The organism is Corynebacterium sp. ZY180755 (assembly GCF_054331495.1).
The window spans coordinates 811392-829405 of sequence record NZ_CM135811.1 but is presented as its reverse complement, the minus strand read 5'-3'; the positions used below and the strand labels follow the sequence as shown (position 1 = coordinate 829405).

The following is an 18014-nucleotide window of genomic DNA, read 5'->3' as shown; positions in this document are numbered from 1 at the left end:
GAGTTTTCAGTACTTAGCCATCCGCGCTGTGCGGGTGGCTTTTTCATGCCGCTTTACGCGCGTTCTCTATTGCCTTTTCTGCTTTCTGCCCAACAGTTTGTCCCCAGTTCTGAGAATTTGGTGTTGGAACTTTGCCTTTAGCTCGCGCCGCTAAGTACTCATCGATGGTGAGCAGCTTTTCGTTGGAACCGACTAGGGGCCCATCAGGGAGGGTAACGTGCTGTCGGCCGTCGGGAGTGATCCACATTTTCACACCGCGCCCGTTTACTGCAACCATGTTGAGGCGACCGTCAGTCTTTTGGTTGTGGCAGTGCTGACACAACTCACCACCATTTTCCGACGTAGTGTTGCTGCCATTAAAGTTTTCTGTGTGATCTCCTTGACCGTTAATAGCGTTGACTGTGCACGCTAAACCGACGCAGTAACCATCGCGTGCAGTAATAAAAGTTTGACTGACTGGGTCAAAGAAACGCTTGTCTGCCTTTTCGTCGATATGCTCGTGAAAAATGCGCACTCCAGAGACCTTGCTCAACCAGTAGACCATCTGCTTTGGAGTTAACGTACCCGCTCCTAGAACTTCCAGATTTCCATGCTCATTCGGAACCAGGTTCAGCGTGACCTTAGCTGTCGAGTGGCCCCTAACTAACTCCATGAGTGCATCTGCATCGTTATCGAGCCCGCACCGTTGTTTCACATCAGCAATGAGCTGCTGGTATTCGAATGCTTCATCATGCGACAACCGCGCTGATACGCGGGCGGTATTTGCCTCAGCAATGACGCTTACTCCACGTTCATCGTCGATGCGCTGTTGTACTGCATCCGGATCAACCTTTATTAGAAAACCCTTTAGCCTGTTGGCAATCGCAGCTGGTTGTCGCAGAGTTTGCCGAGGGCAAACGGGACTTAGGAGACCGACTGCGTAGTCATCGAGCTCGGACAAATGCTCCGTGGCCATTCCCTTTGTTGCTCGGTCAATAGTTATTATCCGATCAAGGTCCAGATGCCCCATCTCCTGCGCCAACTTCATCAGTTTAGGTAGGCTTTTCAGCTTTCTAAACGCCAAGATGATGCTGCGTACTCGCGGCAGGGTCATCCCCATACGGGCAGCTATTGTTTTGGCAGTTGTTTCAAAATCAGCTTCGTCACTCGGCGCGTTTCTAGCCCAGAATTCCAATTGCCTTCTATTTAGCTCCATCTGTTCAACGGCAAACGGATCGTCCGGATCACAATGAGTAAAGAATGGGACGAGCTGCTCTGAAGATCCATCCTCAGCGGTTCTTAATTGATTCAAGGAAACCACTCCATATCGTTCATTTGTTCGAAATGTAAGCATCACCGTATTTCCCCGTTGAGACATTCCCGGAAGCTTTTACCCCCGCTAGCGACTATCAATGCAGCTAGTGGAGAGAAAAAACGGGGGTAGCAACTGATTAGGATCGGCCATTTTCTCCGACAGTGTCTTTTACTCACCAAAGAAGCGAGCCTGATGTTTGCCGCTTGATCAGCGCCGTGTGAACTGATTAGACCTCTGCGAGGTACAGCCAAGAACGACCTTCCTGCCGGCAGGCACGTCATTCCCTATAAGGGATCGATCCATAGCCGAGTACCCTCGATTGCCCACTGCTGATCTATTCGACATACGAGAAGGCACCACATTTGAATGTGGTGCCTTGGTTAGATTCCAGCGGTTCGATTAGTCGTCGTAATCATCATCCCAATCGTCATCGTGATCATCCCAGTCGTCGCTCCAGTTGTGAGCGATAGCTGAAATTTGGTTGATGGCATGCTGCGCACCAGGAATACCACCGAAAAGTTGTGAAAGGATTGCAACTACAGACGCAATGATTGATGCAACGGTCAAGATTTCCCTCCTTCAAAGGGGTTGAATGCGAGAATGTGGAAACGATCTTCGAAGAACTGCTTTAACGCTAAGACTCTCGCCGCAACTCCACAAGGAAACAGGAGGTTAACCGTAATTTAATAAACGGTTGGGCAGGCTTTATGAAATTGACATGACGCGATTATGAGAATTTTCTAATCCCCAGCGCCTGGAAAGGCTTTGTGCCATAACCGTTTTGACACCGCCTTTCTTCGGATTATTTAGCCCATGAAAAAAGCGGCACGAATTCTCGTACCGCTTGAGGAATCAGGTTTTACCTTTCAACCTTAAATTCAGCCATCTTGTCCCACTCCATCTTTCCTTCGATGAGAGTGTTGATGATGTCTGGGGTTTCTACCAAGTACTTTGGCATTTCGTCGCAAGCGCGCTTGAAGTGATCAGAGTTGACGTGAGGCTCAGCAGCATCGTCTTGGAAAGCTTCAATGAGCAAGAAACCGTTAGGGTTTTCAGGATCCTTGTACCAATCGAAGAAGATGTTGCCTTCTTCGGCGCGGGTAGCCTCGGTGAACCAGGAGATTTCATCGAGGAAGGTTTCAGAGTATTCCGGCAGAACTTCGTACTTCACGTTGATTAGAATCATGCCGGAAATTCTACCTTCCCCTGAACCCACCTCGCCGAAATGGCTGGTCACAGGTTCACAGTTGCGTGACCAGCTTTAGGTGTTAGCCCTCTAGCTCTTCACCTAGCTCGAGCCATTCCATCTCAAGCCCTTCACGTTCATCCATTAGGGCTCGTTTATTTTGATCGAGTTCAGTGAGCTTGCCGGTGTCGAGGCTTGCCGCGGCAGCAACGTGTGCAATTTCTGCCTCGATCTTTTCAATCCGCTGATCCAGTTTGCCCATTTTGCGTTCGATCGCGTTCATTTTCTTGTTGATCTCACGCTCTTGAGCGGGGCTAATCTTGCGTTCTGGCGCTTTTCTTTGGGATTCATTTGCCGAGCCCAGATCGACTACGCGACCAGTGTTAGTTTCGGCCAACTGCTTGCGTCGTCGAAGATACTCGTCGATTCCACCGGGCAGATTAGTGAGTTTTCCATCTCCGAACAGTGCCCACGTGCTGTCTGCAATACGCTCAATCAGGTAACGGTCGTGCGAAATGACGATCATCGTACCTGCCCACGAGTCGAGCAGGGATTCGAGTTCCTGCAGGGTGTCAATATCGAGGTCGTTGGTAGGCTCGTCGAGAAGCAAAAGGTTTGGCTCTGCCATCAGTACGCGTGTGAGTTGCAGGCGCCGACGCTCACCACCGGAGAGATCTCCCACCGGCGTGCGCTGTCGTTTTGCAGAAAATCCGAGGCGCTCCGCGAGCTGCGAGGCAGTGAGCTCCTTCTTGCCCAGCTGCACGTAAGTTGCCACTTCTTCCACGGCGTCAAGCAGCCTTAACGACGGATCTAGGTCGTCCAACTCCTGACGAAGCCAACCCAAGCGCACCGTGCGACCTTCGATGCGCTTGCCTGCGGCAAGCTCATGCGCGCCAGCGATGGCGCGCAGTAGCGTGGTTTTTCCGGAACCATTGACACCGACGAGGCCGATGCGCTCGCCCGGTGCAAGCCGCCAGGTGAGGTCGTCGACAAGCATGCGCCCATCAGGGGTTTCGATGCGAGCGTCTTCGAGTTCGACCACAACTTTGCCTTGGCGTTGCTTGGAAAACGCCATGAGCTCAATTTTGTTGCGTGGTTCAGGAACGTCGGCGATCAACGCCTCTGCAGCTTCGATGCGGTAGCGGGGTTTGGAGGTTCGCGCCGGCGCACCACGACGCAGCCACGCAAGTTCCTTGCGAGCGAGATTTTGGCGGCGCTGCTCCATAGCGTCGGCTTGCCGGGCACGTTCAGCACGGGCAAAGGTCCAGTCATTGTAGCCGCCTTCGTAGGCATCAACCTTGCCGTCATGAACTTCCCACGTTTTTGTAGCGATGGTGTCGAGGAACCAGCGATCGTGAGTGACGACGATGATCGCCACCTTGCGCGAGAGGAGGTGCTCGGCAAGCCACTGCACGCCCTCAACGTCGAGATGGTTGGTGGGCTCGTCAAGGACGATCAGGTCCAAGTCACGCACGAGTGCCGCGGCTAGATTGACGCGGCGACGCTCACCGCCAGAGAGCTGCCCCACTTTGGCATCTAAACCTAAGTCAACAATGCCAATACCACCCAAAACCTCACGCACCTTGGCGTTCGATGCCCACTCAAATGTTTCCAACCCGAGAGGCTTAAGAACCACGTCGGCTACCGTGTCCTGCGGGTTGAGCTCCGCGCGCTGGGTAACAACGGCCATTCGCAGATCAGAGTTGTGCGAGACGCGACCGGAATCTGGTGGTTCAATGCCGGTTAGCACTTCCAAGAGGGTGGTTTTTCCACCGCCGTTGAGCCCAACAACGCCGATGCGGTCGCCCGATTGGACGCCTAAGGAAACCTGATCGAGAAGGGCCTTCAGGCCAAAGGACTTGGATACTTGTTCAAGGTTAATGAGATTCGCCATATCGTCTCATCATCTTAGTTCACCACCCGGATAGGAGCCCTATTTTCAACACCCCACCCAGCTATTGAAAACGATTTTGCTTTACCACGTGCAAGCCTATACCCTATCCCCATGACGAAAACCATTATCATTAGCTTGTGTGCGGCGGTTGCCCTCACAGCCTGCAGCACTAATTCCTCCGACACCGCACAGGAAACCACTCAGACCAGCGCCGCTGCCCCCGAGAGCTCGCGCACGGAAGTCGCAACCCTACCCACTCGCGTGGTGATTTCCTACGACGGCGGCCTGCTGACCATCGACCCCAAAACCGGCGAAACTCTTGCCGATGAAAAAATTGATGGCTTCACACGCCTGAACAACGCCGACGATAACCGCAACGTCTTCGTCACCCGCGGAGACCAGTTCCAACTCTTTGACTCCGGCCTGGTCACCCAAGAGCACGGCGACCACAACCACTACTACACCCAGTCTCCAGCCCTCACCGATGAAGTCTTCGATGCACCGAAGGCTGGCCACGTTGTCCACCACGACGGCCTCACGGCGCTGTTTTCCGATGGCACCGGCAACGTTACTGTCTTCCCGTCGGACGACCCATCACAGACCACCACGATCGAAACCGGCGAAGCACATCACGGCGTAGCTGTCCCCTTCGCTGACGGCTCCATCGTCTACACCGTGGGCAACGAAGATGACCGCCACACCATCCGCCACGTAGATAAGGACAACACCACCATCGCAGAAACCACTGATTGCCCGAACGTCCACGGTGAAGCAATGGCAGCCAACGGCAATGTAGTGTTTGGCTGCACGAATGGCCCAGTGGTCTACAACCCCACCGAGAAGAAGTTCCACAAGATTGATGTTTCCGCCTTCGCCGGCAAGGAGGGATACCAGCGTTCCGGCAACTTGGCAGGCAGCGAGGAATCCAACATCATCTTGGGCGATAACAAGACCGAGGAGGACGCCGAGCTTGAGCGCCCAACCTCCGTCACTTTGATCGATGCGCAGAATTACACCGCCAAGGAAGTAGAGCTTGGTTCTTCCTACTGGTTCCGCTCCCTTGCCCGCGGTGATGGTGGTGAGGCAATCATGTTGACCTACGACGGCAACCTGAACATTATTGATCCCGAAACTGCTGAGATCACAAAGATCCCAGCCATCGGTGAATGGAAGGAAAAGGAGGAGTGGCAACTACCTGGCCCAATCCTGAAGGTTCATGAAAACAAGGCCTACGTCACCGACGCCAATACCAATGAGCTCGTGGTCGTTGACCTCACCACTAAGGAAACTACCAAGCACAAGCTAGACGTTTCTCCGGTTGAGATGGCAGTTCTCTAATCCCAGAAATCTAAAAGAATTCAAGGCAACCCACGAAACCACCGACACCTAGTGAAATCTAATTCACCAAGATGGCAGAGTTCAGTCTTGCGACACGAGGTATGCGCCGGCGGCTGGGCCTTGTGCCACTGCTGAACGCTCGAACTCTGCGGCAACCTTGAGCGCTGTTGACTCGTCAGCACACAAGAACGCGCACGTGGGGCCGGAGCCTGAGACGATCGCCTTCAGCGCCCCGGCTTCCTCACCTTTGCGGAGTGTTTCAGCGAGGGAGGGCTGGAGTGTCACTGCGGCGTCTTGCATGTCGTTGTGCAGTGCGCTCGCAAGCGCCCGCGGGTCACCGGTGGTGAGCGCCTCGCGCAGAGCCTGGATACCAAGCGTCGGTGTGCGTTCCATCTGATCCATAGTCGTGAACACTCGCGGTGTGGACAACCCCTCGTCGGAAAAAGCGAGCACCCAGTGGTAGGTGCCCGTGCTTGGCACCTCGGTGAGCTTTTCTCCCCTGCCGGTACCCAGCTGTGTGCCCCCGACGAGCGTAAAAGGCACGTCCGATCCTAGTTCGGCGCACAGCTGAAGTAGCTCTCTTTCCGACGCCGGCTCCGGCAAGAATTCATTAAACGCACGCAGGGCCGCAGCGGCGTCCGCACTGCCCCCGGCCATCCCGCCTGCGGCGGGAATGCCCTTGTGAATCTCAATAAACACTGGAGGAAGTTCCGCGCCACCTTTGGCGAGGTGGAGGCTATATAGTTTCTCCACTGACTTCCACGCTAGGTTGCTGGGGTCTTCGGGAACGTCTGGGTTGCCGTGGACCTTCATGCCCGCGACGGGGCCGCTGGCGCCACCCTCGGCCTCGGTAATGATCAGTTCATCCCTGAGGTTGAGAGACTGAAAAACCGTCACCAGCTCGTGGTAGCCATCGTCGCGAAGGGGACCTACTCCTAAGTGGAGGTTGACTTTTCCATGTGCGATCGCGGTAACGGATTTCATGATCTAAATCTTAACGCGCGCTCGCGAGGCGAACGAAGTCGGCCACGTCGAGCTTTTCGCCCCGCAGTGTCGGATCGATGTTGGCGGCGCGCAGCGCCTCTTCGGCCTCTTGGCCGGAGCCGTACACACCGGACAGTGCCGCGCGCAGCGTCTTGCGACGCTGTGCAAACGCGGCGTCGATAAGCGGGAAAACCTGCTTTCGCAGTTCATCACTGATCTCCCACGGGGCGCTGTCCCCATAGCGGTCAATGCGCACGAGACCTGATTCGATCTTCGGTGCAGGCCAGAAAACATTCTTACCGATGTTGCCAGCCTTGCGAACATCACCGTAGAAACTCGCCTTAACACTTGGCACGCCGTAAATCTTGTTGCCCGGCTTTGCGGCGAGGCGATCCGCCACCTCCAACTGCACCATCACCAGCACACGCTTGATGGACGGGAAAGTTTGCAACAAGTGAAGCAACACTGGCACGGACACGTTGTACGGCAAGTTTGCTACGAGCGCCGTGGGCTCGTCGATGTCCTCAGGCTTAATCTGGAGTGCGTCGCGCTGGATGAGGTCCAAACGGTCAGCGTATTCCGGCGCACGGTTGCGGGCAGTCTCCGGCAACTGCTCAGCTAGGCGGGGATCAATCTCCACGGCGGTTACCTTATCGACGGTATCCAGCAGCGCAAGTGTCAGCGATCCCAGACCCGGCCCCACCTCAATAACGTGATCGTGCGGAGCAAGCTCCGCAGCGTTGACGATCATGCGAACAGTATTGGGATCGTGAACGAAGTTCTGACCCAGTTTCTTAGTTGGGGTGACGTCGAGCTTCTCTGCCAGTTCCCTAATTTCTACTGGGCCTAAAAGTTGTGCTGCCATAGGACATAAATGTAGCAGGTAACCAGTAGAAACTAGTTACCTGCTACGCGGTACGTCTGTTAGCGGATGCCCAGCTTTGCAGTACAGGCTGGCCACGCACCCCAGCCTTGGCCTGCCTGCACGCGGGTTGCGATGTCAATCTGCTGCTCCCGGGTAGCTAGGTTAGCCTGCGGCGCGTACTCACCGCCACCGTAGCCGAGCCATGTTGATGGACTAAACTGCAGACCACCCTGGTAGCCGTTTCCAGTGTTGATAGACCAGTTTCCGCCGGACTCACACTGAGCCAGCGCATCCCACACGCTTCCGCCAGCGACTGCTGGGGCAGAAGATTCCTTGGTGCCACGCGAAATTTGCGCCGCTACCGGCTTCTTCTTCACGGTCTCTTTGACTACTTTCCGGGAAGTCTCAACGCCGTTGACCTTGATGATTTTGCGGGTAACCTCGCGCTCACCTGCCACGCCTGGAGTGGTAACTGTTTCCTCACCCGCGGGAGCATCTGGGTTGTCGGTGTAGACAGCCGGCGCTTCGAAGGTTTCAACTTCAGTGATTTCCTCGGTGGTGATGCGGTCGATGTTGATCTTCTGGTTCTTTGCCACCGGCGCATCGAGTGCGGGAGTCACCTTGTCAGCTGGACCGATCTTAATTCCCTGCGCCTCAAGCACATCCTTGACGGTGGCGGCGGCTAGCTGGGTGTAGGAGGTCTTGCCGGCGTCGGTGAGTTCAATAATCTTAGGAGTGACAACATCCACAGTCGCATTGTCGTCAATCTTGGCGTTAACATCCTCAGAAAGACCAAGCGCACCCACGGCAGCGTCAATGTCACTCACCTGCGAAACTAGCTCTCCCACAGTGGCGGCAGTGGTGTCAATCATCTGCTTCTTGCCGTCGATCACAACCGCAACCTGCTTTGAGGTTTTCACTGTAACGGTCTGGTTGTCCCGCAGGCTTTCAGAAGGAGCTGGGTAAACAAAATCCTTGTTCCCAATAGTGATGCCCGCATCGTCCAATGCGCCCTGAACGGTGCCGGACATGGTAGCTAGCGTGATCGACTCACCATTGACCTCGACAGTGACGTCTTTTTGCGTGTTCGCAACAGCTACGCCACCGGCCGCAACTGCAGCGAGAACACCGCCAGTTGCAACGCGTAGGGGAATGGAGCGAGTGGAGTTGACTCGGTTGATCCTGGATTTTTGACGGACTGCCACGAAGTTTTTCTCTCTGCTTGACTACATGTGCGATACGATGCGCACCGCTTGCATAACAATAGCTATGCGCTAGGCATAACTTTAGTAACGATATGGTAACACTAAGCGAACACACGCTGGTTGTCGATACCCAGATTCATCGCACCCATTGGCAGCCGCCAGCGGCACGCCACTAACCCCGTTTCAGTTTTCACAAGAACCACAGAAACATTACTCGACCACTCGCATCACGCTTCGCTTGTGATCTGCACCAATCCTCGAGGCCGTGTGAAATATATCACTGCAAACCGTAGACGCGATCAAAATTCTTACTCAGCGCCTCTGCCAACTCCTCAACAGCCATGCCACGAACTTCAGCCATGCACTGAGCCTGGTGCCCAATCAAGGCGGATTCATTACGGGCCCCACGGAACGGCTCCGGTGTCATATATGGCGCATCCGTTTCCACCAACAGCTGCTCGATCGGCGCGATGCGCACCGCCTCTCGCATTTCCTCGTTGCGCTTGAAAGTGACGTTTCCGGCAAAGGATAGGACGTAGCCTCGATCCAGCGCCTCCTTAGCCACCTCCAGCGGCGAGGAGAAGCAGTGCAAGATGGTGTGCTTTGGTTGTGGGGCGTCACCCAGTACTCGCATGAGATCAGCATCCGCTTCGCGGTTGTGGATCATCAGAGACTTGCCGGAAGAAATCGCCAGATCAATGTGCCAGCGCAGAGCTTCCTCCTGGGTCTCTAGATCCGCCGTGTTGTCCGGATCGTGCTTGATCCAGTAGGTATCAAGGCCGGTCTCTCCAATGGATACGCAGCGTGGATCGGCGGCCATCTCAGTCAGCCGTGCGCGGGCTGCGTCATCGAGCTCGTGTGCCCTCGTGGGATGGATTGCGCACGCGGCAAAGACACGATCATCAAAGTGCGCTGCTTGCAGCGCAAGCTCGGCCTCTGCGAGGCCGTCGCCCACAGTGCAGATCTTTCGCACACCTGCGGCCGCTGCCCTATCGACGATCGCACGGACCTCATCCTCCGTGCGCGCCTTGCATGAGGCGAGGTGGGTGTGGGCGTCGATAAGCCCCTCAATGTGGTCAGCAGGAACTGGGACTGGGCGTGGCTTCTTTTTGCTCATAATCAAAGGAGTCTAGTATTTCTTCGCATGATCATCCGCCCCGCCACCGCCAATGATGTCTACGCCATCACAGATATCTATAACGACGCAGTCGACAACACCGTAGCCATTTGGACCGAGGAGCACACCTCACCCGCCGCACGCCTGGACTGGCTGAACGCGCTCAACCACGGCGGATACCCGGTGCTCGTGGCAGATATCGACGGCCGTGTAGCGGGCTACGCATGCGTGGGCCCATTCCGCACCTTCCCCGGCTACCGCCACACTGCAGAAAACTCCGTGTACGTCCACCCAGACTTTCACGGACGCGGTATTGGGTCAGCATTGTTGGCTGCGCTCATCGACGCGTGCCAAGACACCACAATCCACGTCATCATCGCCGCAATCGAGGCCAGAAATACAGCGTCCCTCGCACTACATCACAAGCATGGCTTTGAATCAGCCGTCGTGATGCGCGAGGTGGGAACCAAGTGGGGTCAGTGGCTGGATCTGAACTTCATGACCCTCACGCTTTCCAAGTAGCACAAGCACCCCCGCTCGTTAGGCAAAGCAAAAGCCCTCGAAGGATCGAGGGCTTAAGAGGTGCTCCTACTGAACCGGTGCCCACTCTGGGCCGGTCTCACCAAGTTCTGGGTCAAGCTTGGCAATGAGCGGCTTTGGCTTAGCAAGCGGGGTACCCGGGACCATTTCCACGCGCGCCCACGTTGCCTGCTGGTTCTCGTAATCACCGGTGATGATTGGGTAGGACTGGCCTTCTTCGGGCAGGCCTACGCCTACCAACTCGACCTCCACATCATCGACAACCTCTTGGATTTCTGGGGATGCTGCCCACACACCGTCGCGGCCGAGTGTCTCATGCACGGATTGTGCAATGTGAGGCAGGTACGGGGTAAGCATCACGTTGCAGTCAGACACGACCTGCAGCGCGGTCCACAGCACGGTAGCGAGACGCTCGCGCTGGGTGTCATCCTTTGCGAGCTTCCATGGCTCCATCTCAGCGATGTAAGCGTTGGCCTCGCCCACCACATGCATTGCCGCGGTGATTCCAGCCTTGAACTTAGACTGTGACAGGTATTCACCCACCTGCTGCATGGTAGTTTCAGCCAGATCGAGAATCTTCTGATCAGCTTCTTCCAACGCGGCAGGTACAGGGACCTCACCAAAGTTCTTGTTCGCCATGGACACGGTGCGGTTGACTAGGTTGCCCCAGCCGTTAGCCAGCTCGTTGTTGATGCGGCGAACGAACTCGTCCCAGGTGAAGTCGGTGTCATTGTTTTCTGGTCCTGCCACGGCAATGAAGTAACGCAGAGGGTCTGGGCCGAACTCCTTGAGGAAGTCCTTCACGTAGATGACAACGCCCTTGGAAGAGGAGAACTTGGAACCTGACATGGTCAGGTACTCAGAGGACACGACCTCTGTTGGCAGCTCAAGTTCACCCAAATCGTGGACGGAGCCTCCCTTGGCGCCCTTGCCCTGGTAGCCCAAAAGCTCAGCTGGCCAGATCTGCGAATGGAAGGTGATGTTGTCCTTGCCCATGAAGTAGTAGGACTTTGCCTCCGAATTGTTCCACCAGTCACGCCATGCTTCTGGGTTACCAGATCGCTGCGCCCACTCAATGGAGGCAGACAAGTAGCCCACCACGGCATCAAACCATACGTAGAGCTTCTTGCTTGGCTTGTCTTCCCAGCCCTCGACGGGGATTGGCACTCCCCAGTCGATGTCACGCGTCATGGCGCGTGGTCGCAGGTCCTCCAGCAGGTTCAGGGAGAACTTCAAAACGTTTGGACGCCAATCCTCGCGAGTCTTCAACCACGCGGCGAGTGCGTCGGCGATCGCCGGCAAGTCCAGTAGGAAGTGCTCGGTCTCCACAAACTCTGGGGTTTCGCCATTGATCTTGGATACCGGGTTGATCAGGTCTGCCGGATCAAGCTGATTACCGCAATCATCGCACTGGTCACCACGCGCGCCATCCGCACCGCAGATTGGGCACGTGCCCTCAATGTAGCGGTCTGGCAGGGTGCGGCCGGTGGATGGAGAGATCGCGCCTTGGGTTGTCTCCTTGATCATGTAGCCGTTCTCGTACAGGCCCTTGAACAGCTTCTGCACTACCGCGTAGTGGTTGCGGGTGGTAGTACGAGTAAACAGGTCATAGGTAAGACCAAGACCAGCGAGGTCCTCAACGATCTGGCGGTTGTAACGGTCCGCCAGTTCCTTGACGGTAACGCCTTCCTTGTCTGCCTGGACCAAAAGCGGAGTGCCGTGCTCATCGGTGCCGGATACCATGAGAACGTTCGCACCACGCATTCGTTGGTAGCGGGCGAAAACATCCGACGGGACGCCAAAGCCGGCCACATGTCCGATGTGGCGAGGGCCGTTGGCGTATGGCCAAGCAACAGCAACAAGCACATTATTCATGGTTTTCTACCTTATCAGCGCGGGCGCGTAATACCGCATCATAGAGTTCCTTCTTACTTACCCCCTGTTCCTTGGCCACTTCCCCACAAGCATTCTTGAGTCGCTCGCCGTTTGCTACTCGCTTCTCGACGCTCGCCACGAGGTCTTCAGGCTCCGCCGCCGCGCCACTGGTGGCGCCTTCAATCACCACGGTGATTTCTCCGCGCAGCCCCTCGCTTGCCCATTGGGCAAGCTCGCCCAACCCGGCGCGTTTGACCTCCTCATAGGTTTTGGTCAGTTCGCGCGCCACAGCCGCGCGCCTGTCGGCGCCAAGAATCTCAGCGGCAGCAGCGAGGGTATCGGCGATGCGGTGCGGGGATTCGAAGAAACAGACAGCGCGCTGCTCGGTTTTGAGGGACTCCAGCCACGTGTTGCGCGCGCCGGACTTGCGGGGAGCGAAGCCGTCGAAGGCGAACTTGCCCACGTGCAGGCCTGAAAGGGCCAGTGCTACCGGTACTGCCGATGGCCCTGGAAAACATGTCAGGGGCACGCCTGCCTCGTGTGCAGCCTCAACCAACGGGAATCCTGGATCGGAAACGATGGGCATTCCGGCGTCCGTCACCACAACCACCGTGGAGTGTTTCGCATACTCGATCAACTGCTGCGCGCGTCCTTGCTCATTGTGATCGAAGTTGGACAGGATCTGACCACGAATCTCCACGCCGAGCGCTTGCGCGAGCGCGCGTGTGCGGCGCGTGTCTTCACTGGCAACATAGTCTGCGTCGGCAAGCGCTTGAGCTAGACGCGGTGAGGCATCGTGAGGGTTGCCCAGCGGGGTGGCGGCCAAGATAATGCCGGTGGGCAAGGGCGGGAGTGCATGGTTCATAGTCCCTAAGTGTAGAAGCCAAAAAAGACGGTCACCAATTACTGGTAACCGTCTAAGTCGTCATCAGCCCCTAAGGCTTACGCTTTGGAATAGTCTTCACATAGGTTCGTGACTTACGTGCTTTGCGCTTCTCAGCTTCCATGTGCAAACGACGCTCACGTGCAAGCTTGGTGGCGAAACGCTGCTGCTCGCGGTAGTCCAAGTAAATCTCGTCGTTGCGGAGATCCTTCAACAGCGCGAACATCAGACCGACAATAACGATCAAGAACGGGCTCGCCGCGATAATGGTCAGGCTCTGCAGGTTAGACAGGACATCATCGCCGCCGGTCAGCAACATCACCATGCCAATTAGTGCCACCATCGCACCCCAAGCTGCAGAGAGGTACTTGTTGGCATCAGTCTGACCGCGCTGGGACATTGAGCCCATCACCGTAGATGCGGAGTCTGCGGAGGTAATGAAGAAGGTACCCAGCAACGCTACCGCCACGATGCCCGCAACCTCGCCCATTGGCAGGCGGTGCAAGAGCTCGAACAGCTGGAACTCAGGTGAACCATCGCCGTAGATGGAATTGCCCTCTTGCTCAAACTTGATGGCGGTGCCACCGAAGATGGCAAACCAGACCATGGACACCAGCGACGGAACAAACAGAACCACCAACAGGAACTCGCGGATGGTGCGGCCACGGGAAATGCGGGCAATGAACATACCCACGAATGGGCACCAGGAGATCCACCAAGCCCAGTAGAAGATACTCCAGCTTGCCAGCCATTCAGCAGCTTCACCGTTGTAGCTTTCGGCGTTGCGGCCGATCATTTCGAAGAAATTGTTGAGGTACGCACCCAAAGAACCTGGTAGCAGGTTCAAGATGGACACAGTAGGGCCGAATACGAACACGAAGATTGCAAGGATTGCAGCCATCACCATGTTCGCGTTCGACAGGTACTGAATACCCTTACCCACACCGGACATTGCGGAGATGAGGAACGCGAGAGTCAGAATCGACACGATGATCACGAGCACACGCGTCGATGGGTTTTCCACCAATCCAGCTGCCGTCAGGCCAGCAGAGATCTGAGTAGCACCCACGCCAAGGGAAACAGCGGTACCGAAAATGGTGGCCACAATTGCCAAGATGTCAATGATGCGCCCAAGCCAGCCGCGCGCGTTTCGCTCACCAATCAGCGAGGTGAAAGAAGCACTGAGAAGCTGACGCCGCCCCAAGCGGAACGTCGAGTACGCGATGGCCAATCCGAAGATGGAATAAATTGCCCATGGGTGGAGTGTCCAGTGAAGCAGGGTGGAGCTCATGGCATCGCCAATGGAGTTCGGGTCCTTGCCCGGCACACCTTCGCGGTAGAAGGTCAATGGCTCAGACGCACCGTAGAACATGAGACCGATGCCCATGCCAGCTGCGAACATCATCGCAACCCAAGACACCGTAGAAAACTCGGGCGCTTCATCGTTGCGGCCCAACCTGATGGCACCGAATTTACTCAGCGCGACCACGATCACGAAGATCAGGAAAACCGTGGTGAGCAACACGAACGCCCAACCAAAGTTAGCAACGACAAAATCCAGGCCGTTAGATGCAGCATTGGAGAAGGATTCAGGTCCAGCTAGGCCCCAGATAACAACCGCAAGAACGATTGCAACTGCGGGGAATACTACTTTCCAGTCAATCGAGGCTTCAGCGTTTTCGCCCTCAAAGACGATTTCCTTTTCTGGTTTCCTGCTCTCCGCGCTAATGGATTCAGCGCCACTGAGCATGGAAACAAGTTGCTCTGTTGCAGAGGTTTGCGGGGTTTGATCCGCCCCGCCGTGTGGCGGGACGCTACCCTCGTCATGTGATGAAGTCATTTAATCAATTCTTATTAGTGAGGTTCTCATCCTCAAATTTTTCTTATCCAATTCCGCGCCGCAGGACAGTTTCGCAGTGAATGTTGCACAGTTGTTACCTTTCGTTGGTGCTGCATAGAGAGGCTTTTCCCAAGGAATATCTCAATTTGGTAACAAAATAGTGCACAACCGTCACCAACTCTTGTTTTGGCACAAGCCGACTATTGAAAAATGCCCCGTACCTCTACAATGTTGCGGGTGAGTAATAAGACCATGCCCCCTCAAGGCCGTACACCTGCCCCTTGCGTTGAGGGGCGCTTTGCCAAGTCGCGGATCCCCGACGCACCCGCACGGTATCAGTGGACCAAACAGGACACTTGGTCTACTGCCCTGATTGCACTGCTCGCTTTTCTTACTAGGTTCATCGGGCTAACCTCCGCCACCGCCTCCGGCACCCCGGTCTTTGATGAGAAGCACTACGTGCCACAGGCCTACGACATGGTCAAAAGCTGGATCAATCCACTGATCGGCGGTATCGAATCCAACCCAGGATACGGTCTCGTTGTGCACCCACCTCTAGCCAAGCAAATTGAGGCGCTGGGGGAACTGGTCTTTGGCTACTCCCCACTGGGCTGGCGCATCATGGCCGCCCTGTTTGGCGTAAGCACCGTCGTTATCATCATGGAACTCGCACGCCGCATCTCTCACAGTTGGATCATCGCCACCTTTGCCGGTGTCATTGCCGTCGCGGACGGTGTGTTACTCATCGCCAGCCGCTTTGGCATGCTCGACATTTTCCAAGTGCTGTTCATCGTCGCAGCAGCGCTAGCGTTCGTCCTTGACCGTCAGCACATGAGCAGACGCATGCATCACGCTTACGAGCAAGGCATCATCGCTATGTCCGGCGATTTTGGACCACGCCTAGGCTTCCGGTGGTGGCGCTTCGGCTGCGGCGTTCTGCTGGGCCTAGCCGTATCCGTCAAATGGTCCGGCCTGTACTACATGGCCTTTTTCGGAGTACTCACCGTCTGCATGGACTGGTGGCTGCGTGGACGCTATGGAGTGAAGAAGCCTTTTGTGGGCATGCTGATCCGTGACGCCTTCCCCGCATTCTCATCCCTCGTGATCTGGCCAGTGGCACTGTACTTCTGGTCCTGGCGCGCGTGGTTCGCGTCTGAGACCTCCGTCTACCGCCACGCCAAAGTGGACGGCACCTTAGAAGACTCCAGCCCACTGAGAATTCTGCCCGAATCCCTCTCCGGATTCTTCTACTACCACTCCTCTGTCCTAGAATTCCACGCCTCACTGACTACTTCCGGCGGGCATTCTCACCCGTGGGATTCCAAACCGTGGTCATGGCTGGTGGCAGGGCGACCAATTCTATATTTCTCCTCCACGGACCTTGAATGCTCGGCGGGCAGTTGCCGCCGCATGATCTACCTGTTCGGCACCCCTGCCATCTGGTGGCTCACCGTTCCCGTGCTGGCGTGGGCCCTGTGGGCCCTGGTGGTGCGTCGTGACGCGCGCTACCTCATCCCATTCGTTGGCTTCATGGCAGGATTCCTCCCATGGGTAGCCAGCTACGACCGACAGATGTACTTCTTCTACGCCACCGCGCTCGTGCCATTTACGATCATCATGATCGCGCTGACGTTGGGGATTATCGCCTCCAGTGGTAAGCCGATCACCGCCAAATGGGCAACTTACATAGGGGCGGGGAACTTCACCAGCGGGCAGATGGCGGTGGTTTGTTATTTGGCCTTGGTGGTGGCCATGTTCGCCTACTTCTCCCCCATTCTGTACGGTTACATGATCCCTGATTCTTGGTACGAATCACTCATGTGGCTGCCAAGCTGGCGCTAATACGACACATGCTCCGTGAGAACCCTCTCACGGAGCATGTATCGTTTTAGCTCGGGTTGGATTTTAGCTCTCTGATTACTTGCTCAATCATCACGAAGCCTTTGGTGGCAACCCACGCCCACACAACCGCTATGAAGCTCACGAGCAACAACGCTAAATGGGTAACGGCGTCGAGCTGGAAACCGTCCACGACGATGTCGCGAATACCAAAACCGAAACTAAACATCCACAGCGCACCGAAGATGGGCACCACACCCCCAGCCACACGAGGCTGCCAGGCAGTAAAGAGCAATCCGAATCCCAGTGCACAGCGCATAGCCGCACCCTCGTAGAGCAAACGCATATGGGCAGGGTCATACGCTAAGACATCAGCATCGCCGGCGGCAGCCACCGCAGAGGAGTCCTGCAGGAGGCGGATTGCAGCGAATCCCCAGACCAGTCCCAGCACCGTAAGCACAATACGGACCAAGGAACGGGATAACGCTCTACGTGAAGCCTGACGGGAAAACTCTGGCTCTACCCCCGCCAAAATAGCCGCCGAGAGGTCTGGGGCTTTGGGCATCATGTCGTTTTCTCGGAAGGTAAGCTGACGGTTCACAATCGCCGCTTGCTCATAAAACCGCGTACATTCCTCACACTCAGACAGGTGGAGGTCAATGACATCATCGGAAAGATCGTAGGCCTCGCCATCGAGGCGAGCAGATAGGACGGCCTGGACTTTGTCACAATTCAGCACGAGACAGTACCCCATCTAGGCTTGCGCGGCCAGAACCGAAGACAACGATCATGAGCAAGGACACCATCAACACGATGGTGTATTCCATGCCGTTGTTGTGAATAAAGAATCCCTCGGTCATGTGAACGAAGTAAGTTGCAGCCAACATCAGGAGCGCCAATGCGCCTGCCATGAAGGTAGTGAGCAGTCCAATAACCAGAAACGCTCCGCCAAACAGTTCAGCTGCGGATACAACATAGGCAGAAAGCTTTGGCTGCGGAATACCTAGCGCGGAGAACTGGCCGGTTGTTTCGACGATGCCAGTGATAAACATCCGCTCAAATCCGTGGGCTACAAAGACTACACCAAGGACAGCACGGAAGATCAGCAGCGCAATGTCACGAACGACCGGTTGATCCATACGTCACCTTCTCCT

At 55.9% G+C, this 18014-nt stretch carries 16 protein-coding genes; 3 read left to right on the top strand and 13 right to left on the bottom strand.

Annotated features, from left to right (window positions below; genetic code table 11):
• Positions 1–43: 43 nt before the first annotated feature.
• From ACXM2N_RS03915 to ACXM2N_RS03900, 4 genes are all read right to left on the bottom strand, one after another.
• On the bottom strand, positions 44–1291 hold the full coding sequence (locus tag ACXM2N_RS03915) for a hypothetical protein (protein ID WP_458490215.1): 1248 nt from the start codon (positions 1289–1291) through the stop codon (positions 44–46).
• Between the two features lie 402 nt (positions 1292–1693).
• Positions 1694–1861 (bottom strand): hypothetical protein, encoded by a 168-nt coding sequence (locus ACXM2N_RS03910; protein ID WP_458490213.1) that lies wholly within the window; start codon positions 1859–1861, stop codon positions 1694–1696.
• 292 nt (positions 1862–2153) lie between these two features.
• Positions 2154–2480 carry a putative quinol monooxygenase gene (locus tag ACXM2N_RS03905; RefSeq protein WP_458490211.1) on the bottom strand — a complete coding sequence of 109 codons (327 nt, stop codon included), beginning with the start codon at positions 2478–2480 and terminating at the stop codon, positions 2154–2156.
• Positions 2481–2562: 82 nt separating this feature from the next.
• A complete protein-coding gene (locus ACXM2N_RS03900; protein ID WP_458490209.1) occupies positions 2563–4374 on the bottom strand; it encodes an ABC-F family ATP-binding cassette domain-containing protein in 1812 nt (603 codons plus the stop codon).
• 111 nt (positions 4375–4485) lie between these two features.
• On the opposite strand from ACXM2N_RS03900, the gene ACXM2N_RS03895 reads away from it, so the two are divergent.
• Positions 4486–5712: a hypothetical protein gene (locus ACXM2N_RS03895; protein ID WP_458490207.1), complete on the top strand. Its 1227-nt coding sequence runs from the start codon at positions 4486–4488 to the stop codon at positions 5710–5712.
• Positions 5713–5793: 81 nt separating this feature from the next.
• Here ACXM2N_RS03895 and ACXM2N_RS03890 read toward each other — a convergent pair whose 3' ends face one another.
• The 4 genes from ACXM2N_RS03890 to ACXM2N_RS03875 all read right to left on the bottom strand — a co-directional run bounded on the left by ACXM2N_RS03890 (position 5794) and on the right by ACXM2N_RS03875 (position 9883).
• Positions 5794–6696 (bottom strand): 4-(cytidine 5'-diphospho)-2-C-methyl-D-erythritol kinase, encoded by a 903-nt coding sequence (locus ACXM2N_RS03890; protein ID WP_458490205.1) that lies wholly within the window; start codon positions 6694–6696, stop codon positions 5794–5796.
• Between the two features lie 10 nt (positions 6697–6706).
• Complete coding sequence (rsmA, locus tag ACXM2N_RS03885) at positions 6707–7561, bottom strand: 16S rRNA (adenine(1518)-N(6)/adenine(1519)-N(6))-dimethyltransferase RsmA (RefSeq protein ID WP_458490203.1); 855 nt, start codon at positions 7559–7561, stop codon at positions 6707–6709.
• Positions 7562–7620: 59 nt separating this feature from the next.
• Entirely contained in the window at positions 7621–8766 is a 1146-nt protein-coding gene (locus ACXM2N_RS03880; RefSeq protein WP_458490201.1) for a transglycosylase family protein, read from the bottom strand.
• 277 nt (positions 8767–9043) lie between these two features.
• On the bottom strand, positions 9044–9883 hold the full coding sequence (locus ACXM2N_RS03875; protein WP_458490199.1) for a TatD family hydrolase: 840 nt from the start codon (positions 9881–9883) through the stop codon (positions 9044–9046).
• A 27-nt stretch (positions 9884–9910) separates the two neighbouring features.
• Here ACXM2N_RS03875 and ACXM2N_RS03870 point away from each other — a divergent pair, with 27 nt between their 5' ends.
• Positions 9911–10405, top strand: a complete 495-nt coding sequence (locus ACXM2N_RS03870) for an N-acetyltransferase family protein (protein WP_458490197.1) — start codon at positions 9911–9913, stop codon at positions 10403–10405.
• 66 nt (positions 10406–10471) lie between these two features.
• Here ACXM2N_RS03870 and metG read toward each other — a convergent pair whose 3' ends face one another.
• The 3 genes from metG to ACXM2N_RS03855 all read right to left on the bottom strand — a co-directional run bounded on the left by metG (position 10472) and on the right by ACXM2N_RS03855 (position 15021).
• A complete protein-coding gene (gene metG / locus ACXM2N_RS03865; RefSeq protein WP_458490195.1) occupies positions 10472–12298 on the bottom strand; it encodes a methionine--tRNA ligase in 1827 nt (608 codons plus the stop codon).
• Positions 12291–13163: a 16S rRNA (cytidine(1402)-2'-O)-methyltransferase gene (gene rsmI / locus ACXM2N_RS03860; protein ID WP_458490193.1), complete on the bottom strand. Its 873-nt coding sequence runs from the start codon at positions 13161–13163 to the stop codon at positions 12291–12293. The genes metG and rsmI overlap by 8 nt, the downstream gene beginning before the upstream one ends.
• A 70-nt stretch (positions 13164–13233) precedes the next feature.
• Positions 13234–15021, bottom strand: a complete 1788-nt coding sequence (locus tag ACXM2N_RS03855; RefSeq protein ID WP_458490191.1) for a BCCT family transporter — start codon at positions 15019–15021, stop codon at positions 13234–13236.
• A 228-nt stretch (positions 15022–15249) separates the two neighbouring features.
• Between ACXM2N_RS03855 and ACXM2N_RS03850 the strand changes: the two genes are divergently transcribed.
• Positions 15250–16863 carry a dolichyl-phosphate-mannose--protein mannosyltransferase gene (locus ACXM2N_RS03850; RefSeq protein WP_458490991.1) on the top strand — a complete coding sequence of 538 codons (1614 nt, stop codon included), beginning with the start codon at positions 15250–15252 and terminating at the stop codon, positions 16861–16863.
• Between the two features lie 46 nt (positions 16864–16909).
• On the opposite strand, the gene ACXM2N_RS03845 is transcribed toward ACXM2N_RS03850, so the two are convergent.
• Positions 16910–17599: a zf-HC2 domain-containing protein gene (locus ACXM2N_RS03845; RefSeq protein ID WP_458490189.1), complete on the bottom strand. Its 690-nt coding sequence runs from the start codon at positions 17597–17599 to the stop codon at positions 16910–16912.
• Complete coding sequence (locus tag ACXM2N_RS03840; RefSeq protein ID WP_458490187.1) at positions 17586–17999, bottom strand: DoxX family protein; 414 nt, start codon at positions 17997–17999, stop codon at positions 17586–17588. Before ACXM2N_RS03840 ends, ACXM2N_RS03845 begins: the two co-directional genes overlap by 14 nt.
• Positions 18000–18014: the final 15 nt, after the last annotated feature.